This window comes from Acinetobacter sp. 778_lipA (assembly GCF_058242985.1).
In genome coordinates, this window is the sequence record NZ_JBZAYT010000001.1 from 161544 (window position 1) to 187045 (window position 25502).

23 protein-coding genes and 1 pseudogene are annotated in these 25502 nt (G+C 38.0%); 18 read left to right on the top strand and 6 right to left on the bottom strand.

Annotation, left to right across the window (positions count from 1 at the left end; all coding sequences use genetic code 11):
• Positions 1 to 2 precede the first annotated feature (2 nt).
• From AC4CUY_RS00805 to rplS, 9 genes are all read left to right on the top strand, one after another.
• Positions 3 to 914, top strand: coding sequence for a PilW family protein (locus AC4CUY_RS00805; protein WP_419358989.1), 912 nt, complete (start codon positions 3 to 5; stop codon positions 912 to 914).
• Entirely contained in the window at positions 898 to 1677 is a 780-nt protein-coding gene (locus AC4CUY_RS00810) for a pilus assembly PilX family protein (RefSeq protein WP_419358987.1), read from the top strand. Before AC4CUY_RS00805 ends, AC4CUY_RS00810 begins: the two co-directional genes overlap by 17 nt.
• A gap of 17 nt (positions 1678 to 1694) precedes the next feature.
• Entirely contained in the window at positions 1695 to 5465 is a 3771-nt protein-coding gene (locus tag AC4CUY_RS00815) for a pilus assembly protein (protein ID WP_490773554.1), read from the top strand.
• Positions 5443 to 5976, top strand: coding sequence for a type IV pilin protein (locus tag AC4CUY_RS00820; RefSeq protein WP_336952283.1), 534 nt, complete (start codon positions 5443 to 5445; stop codon positions 5974 to 5976). The genes AC4CUY_RS00815 and AC4CUY_RS00820 overlap by 23 nt, the downstream gene beginning before the upstream one ends.
• Positions 5977 to 5978: 2 nt before the next feature.
• Positions 5979 to 6410 carry a type IV pilin protein gene (locus tag AC4CUY_RS00825; protein WP_419359059.1) on the top strand — a complete coding sequence of 144 codons (432 nt, stop codon included), beginning with the start codon at positions 5979 to 5981 and terminating at the stop codon, positions 6408 to 6410.
• Positions 6411 to 6555: 145 nt separating this feature from the next.
• On the top strand, positions 6556 to 6813 hold the full coding sequence (gene rpsP, locus AC4CUY_RS00830; RefSeq protein WP_004718284.1) for a 30S ribosomal protein S16: 258 nt from the start codon (positions 6556 to 6558) through the stop codon (positions 6811 to 6813).
• A 27-nt stretch (positions 6814 to 6840) separates the two neighbouring features.
• Positions 6841 to 7389 (top strand): ribosome maturation factor RimM, encoded by a 549-nt coding sequence (rimM, locus tag AC4CUY_RS00835; RefSeq protein ID WP_490773555.1) that lies wholly within the window; start codon positions 6841 to 6843, stop codon positions 7387 to 7389.
• A gap of 42 nt (positions 7390 to 7431) precedes the next feature.
• On the top strand, positions 7432 to 8172 hold the full coding sequence (trmD, locus tag AC4CUY_RS00840) for a tRNA (guanosine(37)-N1)-methyltransferase TrmD (protein ID WP_419358983.1): 741 nt from the start codon (positions 7432 to 7434) through the stop codon (positions 8170 to 8172).
• 275 nt (positions 8173 to 8447) lie between these two features.
• The gene (rplS, locus tag AC4CUY_RS00845) at positions 8448 to 8819 is read left to right on the top strand and encodes a 50S ribosomal protein L19 (protein ID WP_234623337.1); all 372 of its coding nucleotides are present in this window, start codon (positions 8448 to 8450) and stop codon (positions 8817 to 8819) included.
• A 64-nt stretch (positions 8820 to 8883) separates the two neighbouring features.
• Here the strand turns inward: rplS and AC4CUY_RS00850 are convergent, their stop codons facing one another.
• The 3 genes from AC4CUY_RS00850 to AC4CUY_RS00860 form a co-directional block, all read right to left on the bottom strand.
• Positions 8884 to 9849, bottom strand: a complete 966-nt coding sequence (locus AC4CUY_RS00850) for a lipase family alpha/beta hydrolase (protein WP_336952279.1) — start codon at positions 9847 to 9849, stop codon at positions 8884 to 8886.
• A gap of 262 nt (positions 9850 to 10111) precedes the next feature.
• The gene (locus tag AC4CUY_RS00855) at positions 10112 to 11086 is read right to left on the bottom strand and encodes an esterase/lipase family protein (protein WP_336952278.1); all 975 of its coding nucleotides are present in this window, start codon (positions 11084 to 11086) and stop codon (positions 10112 to 10114) included.
• A gap of 388 nt (positions 11087 to 11474) precedes the next feature.
• Complete coding sequence (locus AC4CUY_RS00860; RefSeq protein WP_419358982.1) at positions 11475 to 12509, bottom strand: lipase secretion chaperone; 1035 nt, start codon at positions 12507 to 12509, stop codon at positions 11475 to 11477.
• Positions 12510 to 12647: 138 nt separating this feature from the next.
• Between AC4CUY_RS00860 and truB the strand changes: the two genes are divergently transcribed.
• The 3 genes from truB (at position 12648) to AC4CUY_RS00875 (ending at position 15045) form a co-directional block, all read left to right on the top strand.
• The gene (truB, locus tag AC4CUY_RS00865) at positions 12648 to 13553 is read left to right on the top strand and encodes a tRNA pseudouridine(55) synthase TruB (RefSeq protein ID WP_336952276.1); all 906 of its coding nucleotides are present in this window, start codon (positions 12648 to 12650) and stop codon (positions 13551 to 13553) included.
• A gap of 110 nt (positions 13554 to 13663) precedes the next feature.
• A complete protein-coding gene (locus AC4CUY_RS00870; RefSeq protein ID WP_419327026.1) occupies positions 13664 to 14431 on the top strand; it encodes a sulfite exporter TauE/SafE family protein in 768 nt (255 codons plus the stop codon).
• A 152-nt stretch (positions 14432 to 14583) separates the two neighbouring features.
• Positions 14584 to 15045, top strand: coding sequence for a hemerythrin domain-containing protein (locus AC4CUY_RS00875; RefSeq protein WP_336952273.1), 462 nt, complete (start codon positions 14584 to 14586; stop codon positions 15043 to 15045).
• Between the two features lie 390 nt (positions 15046 to 15435).
• Here AC4CUY_RS00875 and AC4CUY_RS00880 read toward each other — a convergent pair whose 3' ends face one another.
• Positions 15436 to 16305, bottom strand: coding sequence for an EamA family transporter (locus AC4CUY_RS00880; RefSeq protein WP_336952271.1), 870 nt, complete (start codon positions 16303 to 16305; stop codon positions 15436 to 15438).
• A 169-nt stretch (positions 16306 to 16474) separates the two neighbouring features.
• On the opposite strand from AC4CUY_RS00880, the gene AC4CUY_RS00885 reads away from it, so the two are divergent.
• Both AC4CUY_RS00885 and AC4CUY_RS00890 read left to right on the top strand, forming a co-directional pair.
• Positions 16475 to 17911: a tetratricopeptide repeat protein gene (locus AC4CUY_RS00885; protein ID WP_336952270.1), complete on the top strand. Its 1437-nt coding sequence runs from the start codon at positions 16475 to 16477 to the stop codon at positions 17909 to 17911.
• Between the two features lie 14 nt (positions 17912 to 17925).
• Positions 17926 to 18645 (top strand): annotated as a pseudogene (locus AC4CUY_RS00890) (metallophosphoesterase).
• A 41-nt stretch (positions 18646 to 18686) separates the two neighbouring features.
• Here the strand turns inward: AC4CUY_RS00890 and AC4CUY_RS00895 are convergent.
• Together AC4CUY_RS00895 and serA are read right to left on the bottom strand one after the other, a co-directional pair.
• Positions 18687 to 19559, bottom strand: a complete 873-nt coding sequence (locus AC4CUY_RS00895) for an EamA family transporter (protein WP_336952268.1) — start codon at positions 19557 to 19559, stop codon at positions 18687 to 18689.
• 281 nt (positions 19560 to 19840) lie between these two features.
• Positions 19841 to 21073: a phosphoglycerate dehydrogenase gene (gene serA, locus AC4CUY_RS00900; RefSeq protein ID WP_336952267.1), complete on the bottom strand. Its 1233-nt coding sequence runs from the start codon at positions 21071 to 21073 to the stop codon at positions 19841 to 19843.
• A 373-nt stretch (positions 21074 to 21446) separates the two neighbouring features.
• On the opposite strand from serA, the gene AC4CUY_RS00905 reads away from it, so the two are divergent.
• The 4 genes from AC4CUY_RS00905 to ddlA all read left to right on the top strand — a co-directional run bounded on the left by AC4CUY_RS00905 (position 21447) and on the right by ddlA (position 25428).
• Positions 21447 to 22856, top strand: a complete 1410-nt coding sequence (locus AC4CUY_RS00905) for an FAD-binding oxidoreductase (RefSeq protein ID WP_336952266.1) — start codon at positions 21447 to 21449, stop codon at positions 22854 to 22856.
• Between the two features lie 152 nt (positions 22857 to 23008).
• Positions 23009 to 23824, top strand: coding sequence for a DMP19 family protein (locus AC4CUY_RS00910; RefSeq protein WP_490773556.1), 816 nt, complete (start codon positions 23009 to 23011; stop codon positions 23822 to 23824).
• Positions 23825 to 23901: 77 nt separating this feature from the next.
• Positions 23902 to 24273, top strand: a complete 372-nt coding sequence (locus tag AC4CUY_RS00915; RefSeq protein ID WP_004818679.1) for a hypothetical protein — start codon at positions 23902 to 23904, stop codon at positions 24271 to 24273.
• Positions 24274 to 24330: 57 nt separating this feature from the next.
• Complete coding sequence (gene ddlA, locus AC4CUY_RS00920) at positions 24331 to 25428, top strand: D-alanine--D-alanine ligase (protein WP_419327028.1); 1098 nt, start codon at positions 24331 to 24333, stop codon at positions 25426 to 25428.
• Positions 25429 to 25502: the final 74 nt, after the last annotated feature.

The following is a 25502-nucleotide window of genomic DNA, read 5'->3' on the forward strand; positions in this document are numbered from 1 at the left end:
TCATGACGAAGCAAAAAATAATGGGACCTCAGAAGGGTTTCACACTAATTGAGTTGATCGTTGCTCTTGCCATTGGTCTTATTATTAGCGCTGCAGCTTTGCAATTATTCACAGGTGGTTTAATTACGGCAAAAATGCAAGAAGCAAGTGCAGAGTTACAAGATAGTGGTGTGTTCGGTGTTGATTATATTGCTAGAGATATTCGTCTAGCGAATTTTGGAAATGTAAATAATCCAGTGTTAGATACAACAACACCCAATGGCGGAATTATTTTTACCAGTGCTGATCCAGCTTTAGGCAAGGCAAATCTACAGTTAAAAGATGTAAGTGCGGGATTGTTAACAAAATCAGGAGGTTCTACTGGGACGAGTTCGAGTAGTGATCAACTAACAATTATGTTTCAAGCACCCAATAAAATGATGAATTGTGAAGGTAGAGAAGTAAAGGCTAGTGAGTATGTTATTCAACGTTATTTTTTAAGGACAGATAATGGTAACTTGGCATTGGCTTGTGATGCAAACACTCCAGGAAGTAGTGTCCCTTCTATTGCTGGATTAAATGATTCAAACAATGGTGAAGTGATTATGCCGAGAGTGGATCTTGTTAGATTTTACATTGGAGCAAAAGCTGGAAACAATTTTAGCTATTACACAATTGAGCAATTTAAGACTGCAGTAAAAGGGGCGTCCTCTCCCAATATACCTAGAGTTGTCTCGATTAGAATGATGGTTTTGGTTCGCTCTAAAGATCCAATAACAAATAAAAATATAGACCCCTCTAAAGAAAGCTTTAATTTCCCTGATGGTGAAGTGACTTTAACGGATAAAAACACCAAATATTTACGACGTTTATATACAACAAATATTGCTTTAAGAAATGGCTTAGGAGAGAAGATTTATGAAACATCGAACTAACCTAAGCAAGCAGAAAGGGTCAACGATTATCGTTGTTATGATGATGTTGTTATTTTTAACAATAGTTGGAGTAATGGCGATTCGGACCTCTATGACAACATTGAATATTGCGACAAATGCGCAAATTAGTCAGCTTTCAAGCCAAACAGCTGATACACCAATTAACCAGGTTTTTTTAGAGGATTTAAATAAGCAAGTGAATCTTTCAAGTGTTATAGGTAAGGCTTTGAAAGATGCAGATACAGAACCTGGTAAAGAATATGTATTTTGCTATAAACCTAGAGTGAGTACTCGTTTTGGTTCAGTTACATCTATGGCTGTACTTAGAAATGTGAGTTCTGATGTGGAGTTGGTTGAGGGAAGTACAGATAATTTTTGTAATTTAACCACTGACTTTGGTAGTGCAAGACGAGGTGTAGTGACTCAGGTTTCTATTAAAATTCCAACAGATACATCCGATTTGCCGCCTTTGGCATTACTTGCAAGAAATATTAATGTAAGTGGTGGACAAACAATTCCACAAGGGGTAACTGAGCAAAAACGTATTCGGATGACGACAGTAGCAGTAATGCCCATTTATGCTAAAAACTTGTCCGCTGCTCAAGCATGTTTAAAAGAAAATGTGAATGATAATTCAGATGCGGAATCTAGTGCTCTGCAAACAACAGCACAATGTCTCGTAAATCTTGGTATTCCAGTTAACAGCCAAGTCCAAGAGTTTAATTTACAAACATTTATAAAAATGGTTAAGGCGCCAGTATAAATTTAGGGGAATGTAAAATGAAATCTAAAAAGCTTACGGCCTCATTGAGTTATGCAGCCAAGCAAAAAAAATTAAATTTAGGAACAGTTGGATTTACTACGTTTGTCGGTACATTTCTGATTGTATCTTCTGTCACTCAAGCAAATGATTTACAGATTTATGCTGCACCTACAGCAGGAAAAAAGACGTTAGTGATGATGTTGGATACTTCAGGCTCTATGGCTGCTTTTGATGATGATAGGTGTTATAGGATTAGAACGGAGAATAAGACATCAACAGTACCTTATGAGCGTAAATACTGTACAGATTGGTATGGTACTAAAGTAGGCTATGATCGATTAACACGTTTAAAAGATGGAATGTTTGCATTTTTAAATAGTGATGAGGCTTCATTAAGACAAGTTCGTGTTGGTTTAGGGAACTATTCTACCAATGGTGATGGTCGGAGTGGTCAAATTTTGGTGCCTGCCAAAGAGCTAGGAGCAGTGAATTCTACACAAAGAACAGCTCTAAAAAATGCAATTAAAGATTTGACGGCAGGTGGTGTCACACCAACAGCCCATGCCTATGCAGAAGCAGCAGCATATTTAATGGGAACAAACACCTTACAATCCATCTATTTAAATAATGCCCCTTTCCTCTTTTCATATTATTACAGGGGGAGCCTTAGATATTCTCAATGTAATGAGTGGAATAATGCGGGAACAGATTGTATTTCTTGGACTGCAGCAAGTTCTACCAATACGAGTGGTTTAATAGCTCAAAAATGTAGCGCAAATGGCTATGATGATGGCACTTGTTATAATAAAACAGGTATTGTTTTATATGCCAATAGTGATAGTGGATTTACAAAATCTTCAAATGATACAAAAGTCGCTGATAATACAACCTATAACTCTCCACTTCCTGCTGTTGCTGATCGCCAAAGCTGTGATGGGCAAGGGGTGTATATTCTTTCCGATGGTGCGGCCAATTATACAACTGAAGCTAGATCAAGTCGCTTAATGGCAACCACGCTAGATACATTTGGTGATAATTTTAGTTGTACTGGCGGACTCGTAGAAGCCTATGACGGAGATAGTCCAGGTGGTTGGCGTTGTATGGGAGAATTTGCAAAAAAACTATTTAATAAAACCAAGAATCCAACAGGTGTCTCTATCCAAACTTCTTTTGTAGGTTTTGGTAATGAAATGAATGATCTGAGGAATGGCTATGTAGAAAATGCCTGTAGGCTTAGTTCCCGAACACAAGATGATCGAAAATCAGATGATCAATGTTCTCCTACAGCACCGAGTTATAAAACCCCTAACCCTGGTTATGGTAATGGCGGGTTTTTTATTGCTAAAGATTCAAGTGAAATTACCAACAGCGTAATTAAATTTATTGATAATTTAGGAAAAAATCTAATTAGTCCATTATCAACGGGGGCGATTTCTGTTCCTGTAGATGCCTTAAGTCCACAATCCTTCCAACCTTATGGATATTTGAGAGCTTTAGAACCAAAACCAGGGACTCAGAATATCACTTGGACGGGGAACTTGAAAAAATACAGTATTCAAGGTGGCGCTTTAAAATCAGGAAGCAACTTTGTTTTCCAAACCAATGGATTGCTCAATCCAAGTTCTCAAGATATTTGGAACAGTACCTCTCTAACTGATGGTGATGGTGTTACAGCGGGTGGTGTCTATTCAAAAATTAAATTACCAACAGTAGTAAGTCCTAATGGCTATAGACCGCTTTTTTCAGATATTAAAAGTGTCGCATCAGGTGGAGTAATTACTTCCACAGGTAAAAATTCAGATTTATTTTTAGTCACTCAATCTGCCACCACTGCAACAAATTTACTGGACAAGTTTAAGACAGACAGCAGGTTAAAAAATTTAACATTAGATATTCAGTTAAAATTATTAAATTATTTAGGTTATGACTTAAACCTAAGCTCTACACAGCTTCCAAATAGCCTAGATACCCCTAAAGATGCTTTCACATCTATGGGGGCAAGTATTCATTCTTTTCCAGTACAAATGACTTATAAGGGAACATTAGATGCAGATGGCAATTTAAAGTCTACCCGTGATCAGTCTGTACTTTATGGCAGTATGGAAGGTGCCTTACGTATCGTCAATTCTTTGACTGGTGAAGAGCAGATGGTATTTGTTCCTACTGAAATTTTGCAGGACAGTACTTTATCAAAAGCGCTAAGGAAAGATGAGTCAGATCTAAATGGTGTTACACAAGGGATTAATGGCGCTTGGGTTGCAGATTCAGATTATAAGGTGACTGGCGGAAATGATACAGAAACCTCAGTCGTTGCAAATAAAATGAATGTATATGGTGGTATGCGTATGGGGGGGAAAAGCTATTATGGCTTAGATGTCCTTAATCCAAGCGCACCTAAATTACTTTTCCGTATTCTTGGTGGGACAGGCGACTACACTCGTATGGGGCAAACTTGGTCTAAACCTGTACTAGCCAATATTCGATATAACAACCAAATTACTCGAGTGATGATTGTGGGTGGTGGTTATGATATGTGCTATGAGAATCCAAGATTTAAACTGAATTCATCAAATTCCAATACAGATTATCCATCTACCTCATGTAACAATAAAGCACAGGCAGATGGTAATGCTGTTTATATCATCAATGCAAAAACGGGTGAGAGAATTTGGTGGGCGAGTAATACTAATGCGAATACCAACAATGCAAATATGACCCATAGTGTGGTGAGTAGAATCAGTACTCTGGATCGTGATGGAGATGGCTTAGTTGATAACCTCTATTTCGGTGATTTAGGCGGGCAAGTATTTCGTGTTGATTTAAATAATGCCAAAAATACTCCAGTAGCATCCTTTGGGAAAAGAGTTGTTCGTTTAGGAAATCTTGCAACAAAAGCGGATGGAACAAGTATTACAAATGGAGATCAACCTCGTTTCTATCAACCACCAACGTTAACTGTACATGATGAAGCGGCCTCAACTTTTGTTATGGTTGGTATTGCATCTGGTGATCGTAGTACCCCCTTGGATGTTTCACCGAATAAAGGTCGTGAACTCATGTTACCTCTGAATGAGTTAACTGGACGTCCATCAAATAAAGTTTATGGACTCATTGATCGCGATATTGCTGATAGTGGGTTGATTACAGGTATCAAAGATCCTCAGACAGGTGTTTATAAAGACATTGATCTAAAATCTATTGATATTACTTTAAAATATTTAAAAGAAAATCCACAAAACATAACAGGTATCATTTCTTCGACTTTTTTCCCATACGCTAAAACAGGGATGCAAGGATGGTATCGTTCACTCTCTAGTGATCAGAATGGAAATCCGGTATTTGGTCGAACAGCTGGTGGGGTAAAAGCATTTGAAGAAGAACCTGTTGCAATGACAGGTAGGCTTATTGTTCCAGTTTATGACCCAGAGGGGACAGGTATTGTTGATAAACAAAACCCTTGTCAGCCTCGAATTATTGGTGAAAGTAATACTCAGCAGTTCTGTTTGCCGTATGGGGCTTGTTTAGATTCAAAAGGCGTCGTCGATTGGAACCTTGAAAAAAGTACTGGTTTTCAAATTGTAGATGGCAAGAACCAAAACATCTTAGGGCCTGGTATTCAAGGCATTACTTTTGGTCCAGATGATACTGGTGGTGGAAATAATACTGGTAATAATTGTGGTGCCTTAACTTTGCTGGGTTTACAACAAGGAAAAGGAAGATGGGAGTGTAATAAGATTTTAAACCCAATCCGATGGTATGAAAAATATGTTGAAGCTAAGAAGAATTAATCGATATGGAACTGTGACAAGCCAAGCTTGTCACAGGAATACTTATGGTTTTACATTAATAGAACTAATGGTTGTCATTGTTATCATTACAATTTTAGCAGCTATTATTTATCCAAACTATCAAGATCATGTTCGGCGGGCGGCAGCGGCGCAAGCTCAACAGGAAATGCAGAAAATTGCAAATCAGTTAGAGATATTTAAATCTAAGAATCTCACTTATCAAAATTTTGATTTAAAAAATTTATATAGTTCAAACTCGTCCGAAGTGATTTCAGTTCCTGTTGGATCAACTGGAGATAATATTAAATACAAAATTACACTTAACGATTTATCTAGTCAGAACTTATCGCTGATGAATTCAAGTGTATCTGGATTTGGTTGGGCAATAAAAGCAGAAAGTACAGACGTTAAAAACTATAATTTACTTATGACGAGTGAAGGGCTTCGTTGTAAAACCAAAGATAGTGTCACTTTTATAGCGTGTACAGGTAGTGATGTTACATCATGGTGAAAATTATGAAATCAAAAGGTTTTACATTAGTTGAGCTATTAATTGTTGTTGCAATTATAGGAATTTTAGCTGCAATCGCTTATCCGTCATATCAAGAATATATTGTTCGAACAAATCGAGTTGATGCACAAAGTGAAATGCTTCAGATTGCTCGAAATTTATCCAATTATAAAATGGCGAAAGGCACATATAAAGATGCGAAATTGGAAAACGGAGCATTTGAAGAAGATTATCCGAGTACAGGAGCGACAAAATACAAAGTTAAGTTAGAAATTCCTACAGATAATTTAACATGGTCTTTAACGGCTACCCCAATTTCTGGTTCACAACAAGATGGGAATGGGGATATCGGATTAAATAGCCAAGGGCAGAAATGTTGGACCAAAGGCTCAACCTGCACCCCATCAGCAACTACAAATTGGGATGGCAGATAAAAATCAAATTCAAAATTGTGGATAAATAAAATTTGATCTTTCTTTCAAGCCAAAGATAACGTAAAATATCGCCCTCTATGAAAGGGGTTTGAAATGTGTCGATGGTCGGTACAAGGATAATCCGTAAAAACTATAAGGTTCTATCATGGTTGTAATTCGTCTAGCACGCGGTGGTGCTAAAAAACGTCCGTTCTATCAAGTAATCGTAACTGATAGCCGCAATGCGCGTGACGGTCGTTTCATCGAACGTATTGGTTTCTTTAACCCTACAGCTCAAGGTAAAGCAGAAAAACTTCGTTTAGATGCTGATCGTTTTGCTCATTGGGTTGCTCAAGGCGCTCAACCGTCTGAACGTGTTGCTTCTTTAGCTGCTCAAGCTAAGAAAGCTGCAGCTACTGCATAATTAAACCTTTAATTAGGCAGTAAGCCCATGACACCAGCACAGAATGTGCCCGAAGATCGTATTCAGATTGGACAGCTACGTTCAGCATATGGATTAAATGGGTGGCTCTGGGTCTATTCCAATACAGAACCTATGGGCAACATATTTGACTACCTCCCTTGGTACATTGAGACCAAAGAAGGTTGGCAAATTGTAGACGTAAAACGTTGGAAACCACATGGCAAAGGCTTGGTTGTTTCGTTGAAAAGTGTGAGTGATCGCACTGCAGCAGATAACTTAGTTGGTGCTAATGTTTGGATTTCAAAATCGCAACTGCCTCAAGCAGGCGTGGACGAGTATTACTGGTCTGATTTAAAGGGTCTAATTGTATTAGGTCTGAATGATGAAGAGCAGGAAGTAAATCTTGGTCAAATCCATGAATTGTTTGAAACAGGCGCCAATGATGTCATGGTTGTTCGTGCAACAGCAGATAGCATCGATGGCGAAGAGCGAATGATTCCATGGCATAAAGATGTGGTACAACGCGTTGATCTCGAAGCTGGTCGTATCTATGTCAATTGGGGCGTAGATTTCTAATCCGATAAGGATTGGCGCAGCAGGAAAATAGAGGAGTCTGCGATGTTTTTTGCAGTCATTACGCTTTTTCCTGAAATGTTTGAAGCGATTACAGCGTACGGAATTAGCGGGCGAGCAGCAAAGCGTGACATTGTACAAGTTCATTGTATCAATCCGCGAGAATTTGCTGAAGGTAACTACAAACGAGTGGATGAACGTCCATTTGGTGGTGGTCCTGGTATGGTGATGATGGCTGAGCCATTGGCAAAAGCCATCCACCATGCGAAAGAACTTGCAAAGCAAGCAGGTGCAGTTCAGGTTCCTGTGGTGTATATGTCACCGCAAGGACAGACCTTAAATGAACCAGCAGTACAGCAATTTGTTGAATATGATGGATTAATTGTACTGTGTGGACGTTATGAGGGTGTTGATGAGCGTTTGATCCAAAAATATGTTGATCAGGAATGGTCAATAGGTGATTACGTATTATCAGGTGGCGAACTCCCTGCGATGGTTTTATTAGACAGTATTATTCGACGTTTGCCGAATACCATGTCAGATGAACAATCTGCAGTGCAGGACTCTTTTGTGGATGGTCTTTTAGATTGCCCACAATATACCAAGCCAGATCATTTTGAAGGTTTGGATGTTCCTGAAGTACTTAAGTCAGGGCACCATGCCAATATTGAAAAATGGCGGTTTTTGCAACGCTATCAACGCACTTTAGAACGCCGACCTGAGTTGGTGGAACAAGTTGAGTTGACCAAGCAGCAAAAAAGATGGCTAAAAGATGAGCGATGGTAGGCAAGCATTGATTATGTTTGTTTGAACGCGAGTCAGAAGCTGTACTTCTAAGTCAGGAAATAGCAATAATTCATGATTATTGCCCTGAGGAATTTAAGTTCCATAAGAAGTCGGCTTCGAGAAAATACTTATTTTTAAGTACTTATATTAGGCTCTTTATTGATCTGAGTAACATCAGAAGTAAAGGGAAAGATAAACGGGTTGATACGCGATTTAGCCTCTATCCCCAGCGGTTGTGCAGACCTCTTCTGTCCCGCAAAACGGAGATTCCCACAATGAGTGGTAAACATCCTTTAGTTCAAGCAATTGAAAACCAACAGTTAAAAACTGATATCCCAGCTTTTGCTCCTGGTGACACAGTTATCGTTCAAGTAAAAGTAAAAGAAGGTGAGCGTGAGCGTCTTCAGGCTTTTGAAGGCGTAGTAATTGCGAAGAAAAACCGTGGCTTGAACTCTGCGTTCACTGTACGTAAAATTTCTAGCGGTGTTGGTGTTGAGCGTGTATTCCAAACTCACTCTCCAATTGTTGCTAAAATCGAAGTGAAACGTCGTGGTGACGTTCGTCGTGCTAAGCTTTATTACCTACGTGAATTGTCTGGTAAAGCTGCTCGTATTCGTGAAAAATTACCAGCACGTAAACAAGGTTAATTTTAACTTTGCTTTACAGCTAAAAAATGCGCCAAATGGCGCATTTTTTTATTTCTTGCTTCTGTTAAAGCCCTTGTAATTTTAGACGATTGGTATGTTCACGGTAGACCTGCACTGGGTCTGGTGAAAAAATTGCACGTAATCCTAAAACTTGATTGACCTCATCTAAGTGGTTCCAGCGGTAATCATCCCGAATAGTTTTACCAAATTTAGCACTACATCGTGAGACTAAACCATCATTATCACGACCAGCGTTAATCAAGAGACTTGTACCAAGTAGAGCAGAATCCAAGTCTAGAAGATTTGTAACAGCCGTATTGCCGGTAAATGAGTAAAATTGAATTCCTTTTTCTTGATACGCCCCTTCACCACAAGTTGTGTTACCGACACCCATGGGAAATTTACTGTTAAAGAGTGCAGAACCTTCAATAGTTAAGCTTTTCCCACCCGCCAAGGCATCATGAGGGAGTTCATTGGGATTAAGACCTTGTGCCCAGACAATTGCTTTTGAAAATAAGTTTACGATACTTACCAATGGGCCTTGGATCGGTGTGCCTTCTACGCTTAAGACTAGGTTTGCAACAGGACTGCCTTTCTGTGGAGAGCCAACAGCTGTGACAGAAGCAATTTGATTAGGCATAATACCTGCGACATAGCGGCTGGTTGGACCGCCATGAGAATGTCCGATCAGATTGACTTTTTGACTGCCAGTAATTGCTAGAATCTCTTCCACTTGTTGTGCCAATTGCTCACCGCGCACTTCGGTAGAATTAAAAGGAGATACTCGTGTGGCCCACGTATTGGCGCCGTTACGAGCCAAATCTGGTAAAATTTGATACCAGTAGTCTAATCCTAAAACATCGCCAACACGAATAAACCCAGCCATACCATGCACAAATACCACAGGATATTTGGTTTTTGCATACTCAGAATTTACTTTGCTAACAGTCACTTGTTGCGCATTAGATGCATGTGCAGTTGTTAATGTACTCGTCAGAAGTAGACTGGCGATAATACGTCCATATTTCATTTTAAAGCTCCATCTATTTTATTATTTGGGGGTTTTAATACCTCAATCTTAAATTTATTGAGTGTAATATATTAATTTTGATCATGTTTTTTTGGATTGTAACTTTGGTTTCTTCGGTTTTTAAATCTAAGTTCAAATCAGATTCTAGAATTCGAAATTCAATACGATGTTGAGTATCAAAAATGGTTCCAGAATCATTAACTATTCAACTATAAAATAGACTGAATGAACAGTACATTTTATCGCCTCTCATCGGCAATATTTACAAGCCTTGTAATTTCAGACGATTGGCATGTTGACGGTATTGATCAAGCGGGTTTGGCGCAAAAAATAGGCCATGTAGTCCTAAAATTTGATTGACTTCATCCAAGTGAGTTTGTCGGTAATTGTCTCGGATTACTTGCCCATAATGGCTATTACAACGACTAACTAAACCATCATTATCTAAATTTTTATAAGACAACGGTGCCAGCGTAGAGATTACGCCATCAACAACATCCAAAATGTTGGTGAATTGAGCCGTACCCGTCCAAGAATAATGATAAATACCATTGGCTGTCACTTTTTGACCATCGCCACAGTCTTTTGGAATTGCAGCACTTGGATATTTTGCATTGAACTCAGCAGAGCCTTTCTCACTGATACTTTGTAAAGAGTTATTAAGGCTTATAGAAAGGGAAGGATTACCTTCAAGCAGTGTAATCACAGGTGCTAAGATATATTGACCGAGAATTGTGAGAAGCGCATTTACACCTCGATTATTTACAATATCGTCAGCGACCTTAGAGCCTTTAATTGTTCCTGCAACAGCAGTTAAAGAGGCGACTTTTGTTGGTGCAACGATTTCTATATAGCGAATTGTTGGTCCACCATGACTATGCCCAATAAGATTGACCTTGGGCGAGCCAGTCAGTGCGATCACTTCATCGACTTGCTGTAAGAGCTGTTCACCCCGAACTTGTGTCGATTCCAATGGGGAAACTTGAGTCGCATAAACTTTTGCGCCATTACGGGCTAAATCAGGGAGGATCTGATAGAAATAATCTAAGCCAAAGGATGAGGTTCCTAGACGGGTAAAACCGAACATTCCATGATTAAAGACAATGGGGTATTTAGTTTTTGCATAGTCTGAACTAACATAACGTGGGTTTACCGTTTGTAATCCAGACGCAGATGCAGTCATCGAACTGAGTCCAATGATTAAACTTAGGGCGAGAATATTGATGTTAAATTTCATTTTAAAATACTCTTTTTGTTTTAAGTGAATTATTGATCAACAAGTAGTCTATGTTGCAAGCTAAAATTTGCTTACAACCCTTATGATTTCAAGCGATGGGTATGTCATCATTTTCATTATTACCCGAAACCAAAAGTGCGAGTTGCATTAAAGCTTTGTTAATCCCTAACAAATTTCTAGTCTTTGTTAACCCTCCTATGAGATTGTCATAAATATTATTTTCAAATTTATATCATCAAGTTTAGCAGCATCTTTGATATGTGAAATTCCATAAAATTCTTACGCTTAGATTTAAAATCAAAGACGTAGAATGTGGCATAAACTCAGAATTAAATATTTTTTGTTTCTGACTTTTTATCATTTTATGGCTGCTTTAAATATTTATAGACTAATTCGCAAAAGGTAGTTTGCCTCCTTGATCATGCACTGTTTCGAAAGTTTGTAATCTGAGTTGTTCTTGCTGATTTGCAAATTGTTGTGCTCTTAATTGTTCTACAGCACGCTGTTTGGCTGAGTCACTCAGATTACTTTTGAGGATGTTGTCACGCGCAGCAAGGTATTGATTAACTTTGCCTTTCCAATCACTTCTTTGTACATCAAGTGTTTCTAAGCGTTGTGTCGCTTCTGGTCCCACTAGATTGGTGCGCATTTGACGAAGCTCTTCCGCAGAACCACCACGTGCCTTAATCTCCGCTGTCAATTTTCTTAAGTCTTCAAGTTGATTTAGTTGTTTTAAGTTTTCTTTCCAGTCTTCTGGAAGTTGCTCGAAAAGTTCTTTGAGTTTTTGCGCTTTTTCAGCCGTAGATAATTTTTGATTATCCATAATTTCTAGACGGTCTACAGTATATTGGTCATAGGTGTCCTGTGTACCGAATAAGCCTTGAATTTCATAATTTGAGAAGAATTTTTTTCTTAAGTTTTGAGTGTTGACCAAGATCTGCTGATAGTACTTTGCACTTTCTTTATCTGCAGTGGGTGCTGGTAAATCGCCTAATTTACTTCTGTAATCGATATAACGTGTCCATAGATTATTTAATTGCGATAACACAGGCTCTTTATAGCTGATTTTGGTATAACTGAGAAAATCTGCTTTGATTTGCTCAATGGTTTTTTCACCATATTGTGTAATGAAATATTCAAAACAATCTTTGGTCTGCTCATTAACAATTAAACGATTGGAAGCATCAGCGCGGATTTGACAATTGATTTGCGTATCTTGTTGGCTTTTACTGGCAAAGTTCTGTGCTTCAGATGCAGCGAGCTGAGTTGAAGTCAATGGTCCAGTCTGCTGCTGAAGTGCTTTTTCAGATGTTGATGTTGTTTCAGTAGACTCTGTATTGGGTTTTAGCCAAAAAATCACGGCTAAAAGAATGATCAAGAGACTACCAATGATTATCCCAATCATTTTTTTAGATAGATCCATCTAATATTCCTACAATTTTTAGTCTTTTTATTGAAAATAAAATTTGCCATAGAATTCTAAATTTCAAACAGAAAATTTGTAAAAATAGACGAATGGTTTTTGCTAAAATAGCGCATTATTCTCCGTATTCAGACCAATATGTCTTCAAAAGCTCAGAAAATACCGCGTCGCCATATCAGTGGTGTTTTTTTATTGAATAAGCCTTTGGGCATTAGTTCAAATGCCGCGTTACAAAAAGTACGTTGGTTATATCGAGCTCAAAAGGCAGGGCATACAGGAGCGCTTGATCCTTTGGCATCAGGACTGTTACCAATCTGCTTAGGTGAAGCGACTAAATTTTCACATTATTTGTTAGATTCTACCAAGCGCTACCAAACAACCATTCAGTTAGGCCATAGCACGACAACTGGTGATGTAGAAGGCGAAGTTTTACTTGAAAAAGATGTCCCTGAATTAAGCCAAGAAAGTATTCAACAGGTTCTGGCTCAATTTACTGGGGATATTCAACAAGTTCCTCCGATGTATTCAGCCTTAAAAAAACAGGGTCGTCCTTTATATGAGTTGGCTCGTCAGGGAATTGAAATTGAACGTGATGCACGGCCGATTCATATTTTTGCCATTGAGTTGCTTGAGTTTACCCCACACAGCCTGACTCTGGATATTACCTGTTCTAAAGGAACTTATATTCGTGTTTTGGGCGAAGACATTGCCAAAGCACTGGGGACATTTGGTCATTTAACATATTTAAATCGAACTCAAACTGGTCATTTTGATTTGATTCCGGAATATACCATTGAATATCTGGAAAGCCTGACTGAACAAGCGCGTGAAGCTTTGTTGCTACCTGTATATGCACCAATCGATCATTTCCCTAAAGTTCAAGTACCTGAAGGACGTGCGGAATATTTTTGCCGCGGTATGGAAAGCAATATTGAACATGTTGCCTCAACCGAAGTCTTGGTTTTTGATGCTGATAAATGTTTAGGATTGGCAGAAATTACAGATACAAAACGTTTAGTGCCTAAACGTGTTTTAAATCTTTAATTCCGTTTCATCGTTAGAAAATTACTCAGTTTAAATTTAAGCCTGATTAAGCCAAAGTACGGTTAAGTCTCCCAGCGTTAATAGACGCCTTTAAAAGATAAGTGAATGTTATGGAATTTGATATCATCCTCAGTTTGGTGTTCTTTGCCTTTTGTGCAGGGGCAATTGATGCTGCCGTTGGAGGTGGAGGGCTGATTCAAATTCCTGCATTAATGGGGGCTTTACCGCATTATCCTACTGCTACAGTTTTTGGAACCAATAAACTGGCTTCGATTTGTGGAACAGCATCGGCTGCTTTTTCATATTTAAAACAAGTCAAAATTCAGTGGAAACTGTTGGCGGTGATTGGAATCACGGCATTTATTAGCTCATTTGCTGGCGCTGCTTGTGTCTCACTTATCCCCCAAGAAATTTTGCGACCATTTGTATTGTTTATGCTGATTGTGATCGCAATCTATACATTTTTTAAAAAGCAATTTGGACAAGTCCATTTTCAACAAGAAATCACCCATAAAATGTTATTGATCGCGGGTGTGGGTGGCTTATTAATTGGCTTTTATGATGGGATATTTGGACCGGGCACAGGTAGTTTTTTCATCTTCTATTTTATTCGTTATCTGAAAGTTGACTTTTTACATGCGTCGGCGCTTTCAAAAATTGGTAATTTCATGACTAACTTTGCCGCACTGAGTTTCTTTATTCCCACTGGACATGTGTTATTTCAATTGGGTCTACTGATGGCTGTTGCCAATGTATGTGGTTCATTGGTTGGTGTGAAAATGGCGCTGAAATATGGCAGTGGTTTTATTCGAATTTTATTTTTGATTTTGGTCAGCATTTTGATTTGTCGCTTGGCCTATCAAATGTTTATTGCGTAATTTCGCAGATGCTCTCGTTAATTTTTTTGATACAAAAAAGCTTAAATTTTGTCAGGATTTTTTTTGATTAGTCTTCTAATATTGTTGGTTTCTTGATCGAAAATTACAAACCGAAGCAATGGAAGGCAAATATCATAAAAAGAGGGATTTAGATGAATATATTTGAGGCTTTGAGAGAAAGCCATATCATTCAGAAGGATTTGTCAGAACAGTTAGCGCATACCTCAGGCGATAGCCCTGAACGAAGGAAAATTTTTAATTTATTAAAAAATGAACTATTTGCCCATGCGGTTGCGAAAGATCGCTATTTTTATATGCCGTTAATGATGACGGATTCAGGTTTAAATATTACCCGTTTGGCACTTGCTGAACATCATGAGATGGATGAAATATTACAGTCGCTAGAACAAACTGATTTTAGCCACTCACGTTGGTTGGTTTTAGCGAAACGATTATCTGAAATCATCGCGCATCATATTCAACAAGAAGAACATTCTTTTTTTCAAAAAGCCGTAAAAATTTTAGATGAAAATCAAAAATTAATCTTAGCGAAGAAGTATTTATCCGAATATAAAAAGTATAAAGCAAAAGACCTTATCCGCTTGGTGGGCTAAACCTGTTGGTTATCAATTCATTTTTGTACGTTTAAATCATAGATGATTATCCTACCGTGGAGCGACATGGATGTTGCCGTGGGACGGGGGTACATGATGTATCTCTCGCCCAACATGAGCAAAAACAAAGCAGGGCTTTGTTTGCAGCGCAAGATTTGGTATCCCCTACGAAAAGTGTGGCATTCCAAATTTTTATAATTAAATAATTTATTTCTACATATCATTGATTTAATTTGGAATATTAAGTAATAAGAATTATGCTCTTGTGTCTGAGTTTATTGACAGGTTGGCTATATCATTTATTTACGCTGATCTTCTTTTCTTCCTAAAAACCGCGTAAATATGGTCGGGATTATGTATTACTGGCAGTGTGTTAGCATTGATAATGTTTTAATGAGCATTTGAGCTTTTCGCCGCTCTAAATGTTACTCCTACCGATGCAATCATAATGCAGACTAAAGCAACGGTTTGCCAAGCAGTAATATGTTCATTCAGTAATACCATACCTGAAATTGCGGCAAGAGCTGGAGATAGACTCGATAAAGTACCATAGCTCATTTTGCTTAATTGTTTTAAAGCAAGCAGATCTAAGGCATAAGGAATGGCGGTTGCTAAAAGTGCAATCAGCAAGGCTTTGCCCCAGTACTGTGTTTGTAGTAAGGCATCTGGGTTGTGAACGGCACTGATTGGCAGCATAACCAAGGCAGACAAGACGATTGCAATACTAAGCGCATGCATACCAATATTTTGTCGTACAACTTTTTGCCCGAAATAGATATAACTCGCCCAGCATATGCCCGCACCCAAAGCAAAAGCAGCACCAAGATAGGAAAAATTATGTTGTGTCGCATCTTGCCAAGGCACCATCAGTGTAATACCGATGATGGCAAGAAACACCCAAATATAGTCACCTTTTCGCTTAATCGAAAGTAGTGCCAAAGTTAATGGACCTAAAAACTCTAAACCAACTGCAATGCCTTGAGGTAATTTTCCTAAAGAGGCATAGAACAGCACATTCATCAAACAGACTGAACCACTATAGTAGAGCAGTTCATTCCATCTGAGATAAGGTAAACGTTTTATAATTTTCCAAGAACGGAACATTAAAATAATTAAAATAGAAGCAAAACATAATCTTAAGGTAACCACAGTAATCGGATCTAAAACCTCAAATAACTGTTTTGCAAATGAGGCACTGATCTGATAAGCCACCATAGATAAGACCATGAAAAGCACAGCAGTGAGTTGAGAGTTTGGCATATCTAAGGTGAAGAAAAATATTGCGCAGATTTTAACACTTTCTAGGTTTTATTTAAGTATTTCGAGAATAGATGAATGTTGATTCAACATTTCCCTTTGAGATTCAGCTAACTCATCTGTAAGATGGGGATGATTATACTTGCAATGGCACATGTGTTAGGAATAAAAGATGTCAGGAAATACGAATAAAACTGAAAATTTAGACTTAAATGGAACAGAACATTCACAAGCAGAAGCTTGGTATATCGACGTACTTAAACTAGAACAACAAGGGGTTGCTCAAAATGAGCAAGATGCCCAAGCACGTGTTGATTTGTTGGTCAATGCATCCAATCAGAATTTTGCACCTGCAAGTACCTTGTTAGGGCAGTGGCATGTTTTAGGCCGTTATCTGAATCAAAGTGTTCAGTCTGCCATTCTTTTTTTTCAACATGCAGCAAAGCTTAATCATGCACTTGCCCATTTAGAACTTGCTTATCTAGGGTTGAATAATGCCACCGATCATCTGACAAAAGCACAAGCATTAATTCATTTACAACGGGCGGTTCAACTGAATCACCCAGAAGCGATTTTTGTTTATGCCCAACAGCAATTGTCACAAGATTTACAGTTAGCTTATCAACTACTTTTAGATAATTATTTAAAAAATCAGCATCAAAATAGTTTGAAGTTTTTGGTCGAATTTTCAGGCTTTGATCCAATCAAAGTTCAAAATGAATTATTGAAAATTGCAGAAAAAGATTATTTTGCCTGTGCTTTATTGGCATTTAGTTATTTAAAACAAAACAACCCTGATGTCGCTTTTAAATATGCCAATTTCGCACAAGAAAACAATGATCCATTTGGTTGCTATGTTTGTGCACTTATCGAACAGCAAAGTGCTAAAGTGGATGCCACAGTTGTACAAGAACATTTACTTAAAGCGGCAAAAAATGGACATATTGAATCCGCCTATTTAGCCGCCGTGACGCTGTTAAAAAACTCGGAAAATGCCAAAACTGAGCAAAAGCAAAAAGAATATGCAACGCTGGCTTTTGATTTATTATTACATGCTGCGGTTTCAGGCAATGTTCCAGCTCAATACTCTTTAGCGCAGTGTTTACGTTATGGGATGGGAACTGAGAAAAATCTTGATCAAGGTATTTCTTGGTTAGAACGTGCTGCAATGCAAAACCATCCAGACGCACAGTTTGAATTGTCGATGTTATTACCGTTAGAACATGAACATCATCTCCCATTATTAAATTCAGCTGCAGAGAAAGGGCATGTGCAGGCTATGCTGTGTATGGCGATTTTTGAACAACGTCAAAACAATGCGGATGGTGCACTACTTTGGTTAAATAAAGCCAAAGAACTAAAAGTTCCACGTGCATTCTTTCTGCTGGCGCAAATGTATCAGGAAGGCAAGTGTGTCGAGGTGGATCTAAGCCAAAGTGCAGATTTGTTTAAACAAGCGGCTGATCATGGCGATATCGACTCTTATTTTGAATTATTTAAAATTTATAAAGATGGGATCGGGGTGCGTAAAGATAAAAAAACTGCCAGCAAATATTTGGATTTAGCCAAAAAAAACCAGCATATTGAAGCAGCTTCAATTGAGTTTTAATCAAAGATCAATCTATGTCTGAGTTATCGCAACACAACCTATCTCATGTTGAAACCTATACCCATCACACAGGGCGCTTGTTTGTGGTGTGAGACCTACATGGTTGTTATGATATGTTGATGCAACAGCTTGAACGAATTCAATTTGATTTTCAAAAAGATCTATTGATTGCTGTGGGGGATCTTGTTGATCGAGGTCCTGACAGTTTGCAATGTCTGCAACTGATTACTGAGCCTTGGTTTAAAGCCATTTTAGGTAATCATGAAGAAATGTGCTTACTGTCGCAGATCGATCCAATGATGAAAGATATGCATACGCATCATGGTGGAAAATGGTTTTATGCATTAAGTTCAGAACAGCAACAACAAGTCATAGATCAATTAAACACTTTACCCATACTGTTAGAAGTCATTTATCAAAATAAGAAATATGGTTTTGTGCATGCGGATATTGATGTAAATGATTGGGATGCATTTAAAGTTGCAACACGGTCTAAAAGTAGAGAGTTGGCTTTATGGGGCAGAGGGCGAATTAAAAATAAACGCTTTATGCGTTATTCAACTGTTGTTGGTGTGGAACAGGTTTTTCTAGGGCATACAGTAGTTGATTTTGTCACCAAGAAGCATAATTGCTATTTTTTAGATACAGGTGCTTGTTTTGGAAGTGAATTAACGCTTGTTGAAATAGATCAAAATGTGCCAATAGAAAACCAAGTCTTTGTGCTCAAATCATGAGTTAACACTCATCCATCATTTATTTCAATTTTCGGCATGGTTTATTCTATATCCCGTGCTTTTTGTGCGGTTACGGTGCAACCAATCGATGCACTAATGATAGTGGCTAAGGCTAACCATTGTGTCCATAATAATTGTTCATTTAAGAAAATAAATCCTGAAAATGCTGCAATTGCAGGTTCTAGGCTCATTAACGTGCCAAAGCTTAAAGCAGATAAATTTCTTAATGCAATCATTTCCAATGAAAACGGCAATGCACTTGCTAAGATCGCCAACGCAATAAAATAAATTAAATTTGAAGGTTCAAAAACTTTTAAAGGCATCCCTGAAAATAAGGCAATTGGCATTAAACACAACATACCTACAAACATCCCCAAGCATACGGTATGGTTTCCAGAAACTCCTGAAGGTCGTTGACCTGCAATAATATACAGCGCCCAGCAAGCGCCAGCAGCTAAGGCAAAGGCAATGCCAATAGGATCGAGAGTTTGCTTTGCCTGATCAAATGGAAACAGTAAAACTAGTCCAAGTATCGCAAGTCCGACCCAAATAAAATCGAATTTTTGCCGTGCATGAAATAGAGCCACACTGAGCGGGCCAATAAATTCAAACGCTACGGCGATTCCGAGCGGAATACGATGAATCGATAAGTAAAATAAAGCATTCATTCCTGCAAGGGCAATACCATAACTGATGATGGATGACCATTTCACCTGTTTAAAATTGACCTGCCAAATTTTAAAAATCACGGCTAAAATCAATGAGCCGAGTAATAAACGCATAGCGGAAATGGTTATTACTGGAAATTGATCAAATAATGTTTTTGCTAATGCACCACTACTTTGCATACTGATCATGGCAATGAACAATAAAACTATAGCTTGAAGGTGTGGTGCATTTTTAAAATTTGGCATTCTTTCTAGAATTTAGACTCAGGACTTGGCGGAAAATATCTGCAATAGACTTCTTATTTAAAACAATTTATATGAAAAAGTAATGTAATTTGAAAGCCTATTGAGTTCTAGATAGTACACTGTCTTTGTAGAGTAGAGGGAGAGAAGATGCTAAATAGTTTATTGATCAAATCATTTAACTAACGAAAGAAGTCATTTGAAAGAGAACGACCTCAACCAGATTTATAAGCCCAATAAAAAAACCACAGGCAAATACCTGTGGTTTTCTAGCTTTCGTCGTCTTAGAACAATACGCGAACGCGGATTGTGCCTTCAACTTCCTGAAGTGTATCAAGCGCTTCTTGAGATGCAGTTGCGTCTACATCCATCACCAAGTAACCCACATCACCTTTAGTCATTAATGACTGACCAGAAATGTTGATGCCGTGTTCAGCAAACAGGTTGTTAATTTTAGATAACACGCCTGGCACGTTTTTATGAATGTGCAGTAAACGGTGTTTACCTTCAGTTAATGGAAGTGCGATTTCAGGGAAGTTTACTGCAGATAAAGTCATACCTTTATCTGAATAAGCAACAAATTTTTCAGCAACTTCTAGACCGATGTTAGCTTGCGCTTCCATGGTTGAACCACCAACGTGAGGTGTTAAAATCACATTGTCTAGACCACGAAGTGGAGAAACAAACTCTTCACCATTGGCTTTAGGCTCTTTCGGGAACACATCAACAGCCGCACCAGCAATATGGCCAGATTTAATTGCATCTGCTAAATCTTCAATAACTACACATGTACCACGTGCAGCATTGATGAAGATTGAACCTTCTTTCATTTTCGCAAATTGAGCTTTTGCAAAGAAGTTACGTGTTGAAGGAACATCGGGTACATGCAGTGTAACAACATCTGCATTTGCAAGGAGTTCATCTAAAGAACCGACTTGACGTGCATTACCCATAGGAAGCTTAGTCACTGCATCATAATAAATGACGTGCATACCCATGCTTTCAGCTAAAACTGAAAGTTGAGAGCCAATAGAGCCATAACCCACGATACCTAAAGTTTTACCACGCGTTTCAAATGAACCTACAGCAGACTTGTTCCAACCACCACGGTGAGTTGAAGCAGATTTAGCAGGCACACCACGAAGTAAAAGAATAGATTCTGCAAGAACCAATTCAGCAACTGAACGAGTGTTTGAGTATGGTGCGTTAAATACAGGAATACCACGAATCATGGCTGCATTTAAATTCACTTGGTTTGTTCCAATACAGAAACAACCCACTGCGATCAATTTATTCGCAGCTGCAAAGACTTCTTCAGTTAATTGTGTACGGGAACGAATACCAATGAAGTGTGCATCTTTAACCGCTTCTTGCAACGCTTCACCCTCAAGCGCAGTTTTACGGGAATCGATATTGGTATATCCGGCAGCATTTAACGTGTCGATTGCGTTTTGATGAACGCCTTCTAACAACAAGAAACGAATTTTATCTTTAGGTAGTGAAAGATGTTGGCTCATTACGGCTCCGCTACAAAGGCCAAATTTAGTCGCAATATGATACCATAGACCTTGTTCTATAGATATTTTGATTGTGACAGGACAGTGGATATTTTATCTACGATTTCTGATAAGCATTATTCAAAAATTAAATGAAATGCTAATGCATTGATTTTTATAGTGCTTGCAGCCACTTTATACACAAAGTGTGGATAATGTGAATCAAATCTGTGCTTTATCCTCAGCAGTCATCTAGGTAAAATACTGCTAAAATCAGTAAAATTGACGATTTCAGCTGTAAAAAAATGCTGAAAAATTTTCACAGACTGATTTAAAATCTCGAATGTTATAGTACGACAACCACTTATTTACTTCTTGCTAGGTCCGCAAAACGATGAATGCTCCAGTAACGATAGCACCTGAATTATTGACCCAATTGACGCAAATCGTCGGTGAAAACCGGATTAAAACCGATGCTGACAGCTTAGAAAATTGGGGCAAAGACCATACTAAGCATTTTGATCCTCAGCCATCGGTCATCGTTTTTCCATCGAGCACAGAACAAGTGCAAGCTATTGTTCAATTGGCTAATCAATTTAATGTTGCGATTACTCCATCGGGTGGACGTACAGGTTTATCGGCAGGTGCTGTTGCTGCCAATGGTGAAATTGTCGTGAGTTTCGACAAAATGAACCAAATTTTAGAATTTTATCCAGCTGATCGTATGGTGCGTATTCAGGCGGGTGTGGTGACTGAACAGTTGCAGAACTATGCAGAAGAACAAGGGATGTATTATCCCGTTGATTTCGCTTCTGCGGGCTCATCACAATTGGGTGGTAACATTGGAACCAATGCCGGCGGGATTAAAGTCATCAAATATGGCATGACTCGTAATTGGATACTTGGTCTGACTGTGGTGACGGGTAAAGGTGATGTATTGCGTTTAAACAAAGGCATGATTAAAAATGCTACAGGTTATGCAATGCAACATTTATTTATTGGTAGTGAAGGGACTTTAGGTTTAGTGACCGAAGCTGAAATTAAACTTGAACGTCAACCACATGATCTACAAGTGATGGTATTGGGAGTTCCTGATTTTGATGCAATCATGCCAGTATTGCACGCATTCCAAAGCAAAATTGATTTAACTGCTTTTGAGTTCTTTGGTGAACTTGCGATGAAAAAAGTTTTGGATCGTGGTCATGTGCAACGTCCATTTGAAACAGAATGCCCATTCTACGTTTTACTTGAATTTGAAGCACCATATGAGCCGATTATGGATGCTGCGATGGAAATTTTCGAGCATTGTATGGAACAAGGTTGGGTGCTTGATGGGGTGATGAGCCAAAATCTTGAACAAGTTCAAAGCTTATGGCGTTTACGTGAAGATATTTCTGAAACGATTGCACCATTTACCCCATATAAAAATGATATTTCAGTATTGATTACACATGTTCCTGCTTTTATTAAGGAAATTGATACGATTGTCGCTGAAAATTATCCTGATTTCGAAATCTGCTGGTTCGGCCATATTGGGGATGGAAACCTGCACTTAAATATTCTAAAACCTGTGAATTTATCTAAAGATGAATTCTTTGCCAAATGTCAGGTAGTAAATAAGTATGTATTTGAAACTGTGAAGAAATATGACGGTTCAATTTCTGCAGAGCATGGCGTAGGCATGACCAAAAAGCCTTATCTGGATTACACGCGGACTGCTGAAGAAATTGAATATATGAAAGCCTTGAAGAAAGTGTTTGATCCAAATGGCATCATGAACCCAGGTAAGTTATTTGATCTGTAATGATTTAAATAGCTCGCTTGTACAAGCGCTTCGAGAGAAGCGCTTTTTTATTGCCAAACAAAAGATAAAATAAAGTTACATGCTTGTCGCCATTTGTTGCCGAAAATTTGTTATGTTGATTGCGCTTAAATATTGATAAGAAACTGAAAACTATGCTCATTGATAAGATTTTAATTTCTAAACAAAGTTTAGATAGTGATGATCACTCTGATGTGATTATGTCCAATATTGATACCTTAAATGGCTTATTTGAACATTATGTTGAATATGATGAAGTATCCGCAGAGGCTTTATATAGTTATTTTGTCGATTACTATCTTGCTCAAGTGAATAATGGTGGTTTTTCACAATTTGTTTATAACACAGGTTGGGATGCGTTCATGGTGAAACATGTTCGTGAAGGATTAAAAGCCATGAATGCGTCTGGGCATTCGGCTCTCTTTGAGCAAAGTGCGGATTTAATTGATCAATTTACGGATGAGCAATTAGAACAGTTCTTAGAGGGTGAATACTTTGGAGAAAATGAGCAGCGAGATATTCTCAATGCTTTTGATGACCAATTTTATGCATTGAATGATAGTGAAGATTTGATTGAAATCAATAGTCGATGGTTAAAACAGCATCCAAAGCTACAGGTTGTCGATGAAGATCAAATCTTGGCGATTATCGAGCAAGTTACAGCCAAAATTCCAAATTTAGAACAACGTAAACAGCAGGCAGCTGAAAACAGCCCCCGTTATTTTAAAATTATTCAAGCCTTATGCCAGCAAGCAGGTCAGGAACTAGATCGTATTACCATTGGTGATCCATCACATGAGTATAATGGGCAAGAGATTGTTGCTTGGCATTTTCTAACCAATGTAGGGTATTTTTATATGCTGGATCTAGGTAATCAAGCCTTGATGTTTGATGAAAATGATCAACAAATCATAGTGCTCGATGTTAGCCATATTGCAGCTGAGTCATAAAGACACAGTTTTTAAATAGTGTACGTTTAAAAAGCATAGCATCATTAGGCTATGCTTTTAGTTTTAGGGTGATCAGAATGAATCGTTTGAGTTTAATTTCAGTATTTTGTTTAGTGACTTTATCTGGCTGTGCAACAACACAAAATTTAATGAATAAAGTGGGTGGTTCAGAGACCCCATTAAGTCAGGTTTTAAATGAACGTCCTGATTTACGTAAGGATCTCGCGACTGTTGAGTTGCGCCAATATTTTAATAGTGTGGAATCACCTACTGTTGCAGAAGTGAAGTTGACTGAAACGGGTTTGATGGATGATTCAGTACGTTCTATTCGTAGCGTATATAGCTTTAAAAATATTGATGGTCAGTGGAAACGTATAGATATGCAGAAGGAATATCAGTGTTATCGTGGTAAGAACACCAAGACCTTCCAAAAGGCAAAATGTCCTTGATCAATTATTTATCGGGATTTAAAGATTTGGAAGATTAAAATCAGGGTACAAACAAAAATGGCAAAAACTAGAGTTGGAATAATTTTTGGTGGAAAATCATCAGAACATCGTGTGTCACTACAATCAGCACAAAATATCGTGGATGCAATAGATCTGCAAAAGTTTGATCTTAGTTTGATTGGAATAGACCAAGATGGTGCTTGGCGTATTTTGGATGTTACTCATTATTTAGAATATGGCCACGATCCTAAATTAATTTCTCTAGCCCCTCGTGAACATGAAGATTATTTGCAGTCAAAACAATCTCAAATCTTTGAAATTGAAAATGCGCAAGGATTACCACCCATAGATGTTATTTTTCCTATCATTCATGGGACTTTAGGCGAGGATGGTGCATTACAAGGCATGCTTAAAATTTTAGATCTACCTTTTGTTGGTTCAGATGTTTTAAGTTCTGCAATTTGTATGGATAAAGATGTCACCAAGCGTTTGTTACAAGGATCTGGGATTGCGGTTGCACCATTTTTAACTGTTCATGCTTACCAGCCAGACGCAGTGAGTTTCCATGAGGTTCAAAATACTTTAGGACTTCCAGTCTTTGTGAAACCTGCGAATCAAGGTTCTTCAGTGGGTGTCAGTAAAGTTGAAAACGAACAAGAGTTTATTGTTGCTTTAGAAAACGCATTTCAATATGACAGCAAAGTATTGATTGAAAAGTTTATTAAAGGTCGTGAAATTGAATGCGGTATTTTGGGTAATTACAATCCAAAAGCCAGTGTTTGTGGTGAAGTGGTTGTAAAGTCTAGTTTTTATTCTTATGAAGCAAAATATATAGATAATCAATCTTCTGAAGTGGTGATTCCTGCTTCAATTTCAGAAGAGGAAAGTAATAAGATTCGTGAGATTTCGATTAAAGCTTTTAAAGTTTTAGGTTGTTTGGGACTTGCACGTGTCGATTTTTTCTTGACTGAGCATGGCGATGTTTTACTAAATGAAGTAAATACTTTACCTGGCTTTACTAATAACAGTATGTATCCAAAGCTTTGGGAGGTAAGTGGAATCACTTATTCTGAATTAATTACTCAACTCATAGAATTAGCATTAGAGCGTCATGAAAATGTATTAAGAAATTCAAAATTTGTAGCTAAAGGATAATTATCTTTGGCTATTTTATATTTCTTATTGAAAATAGATAGAAATGCTGGATAAAAACGTATCAGATTTGGTAC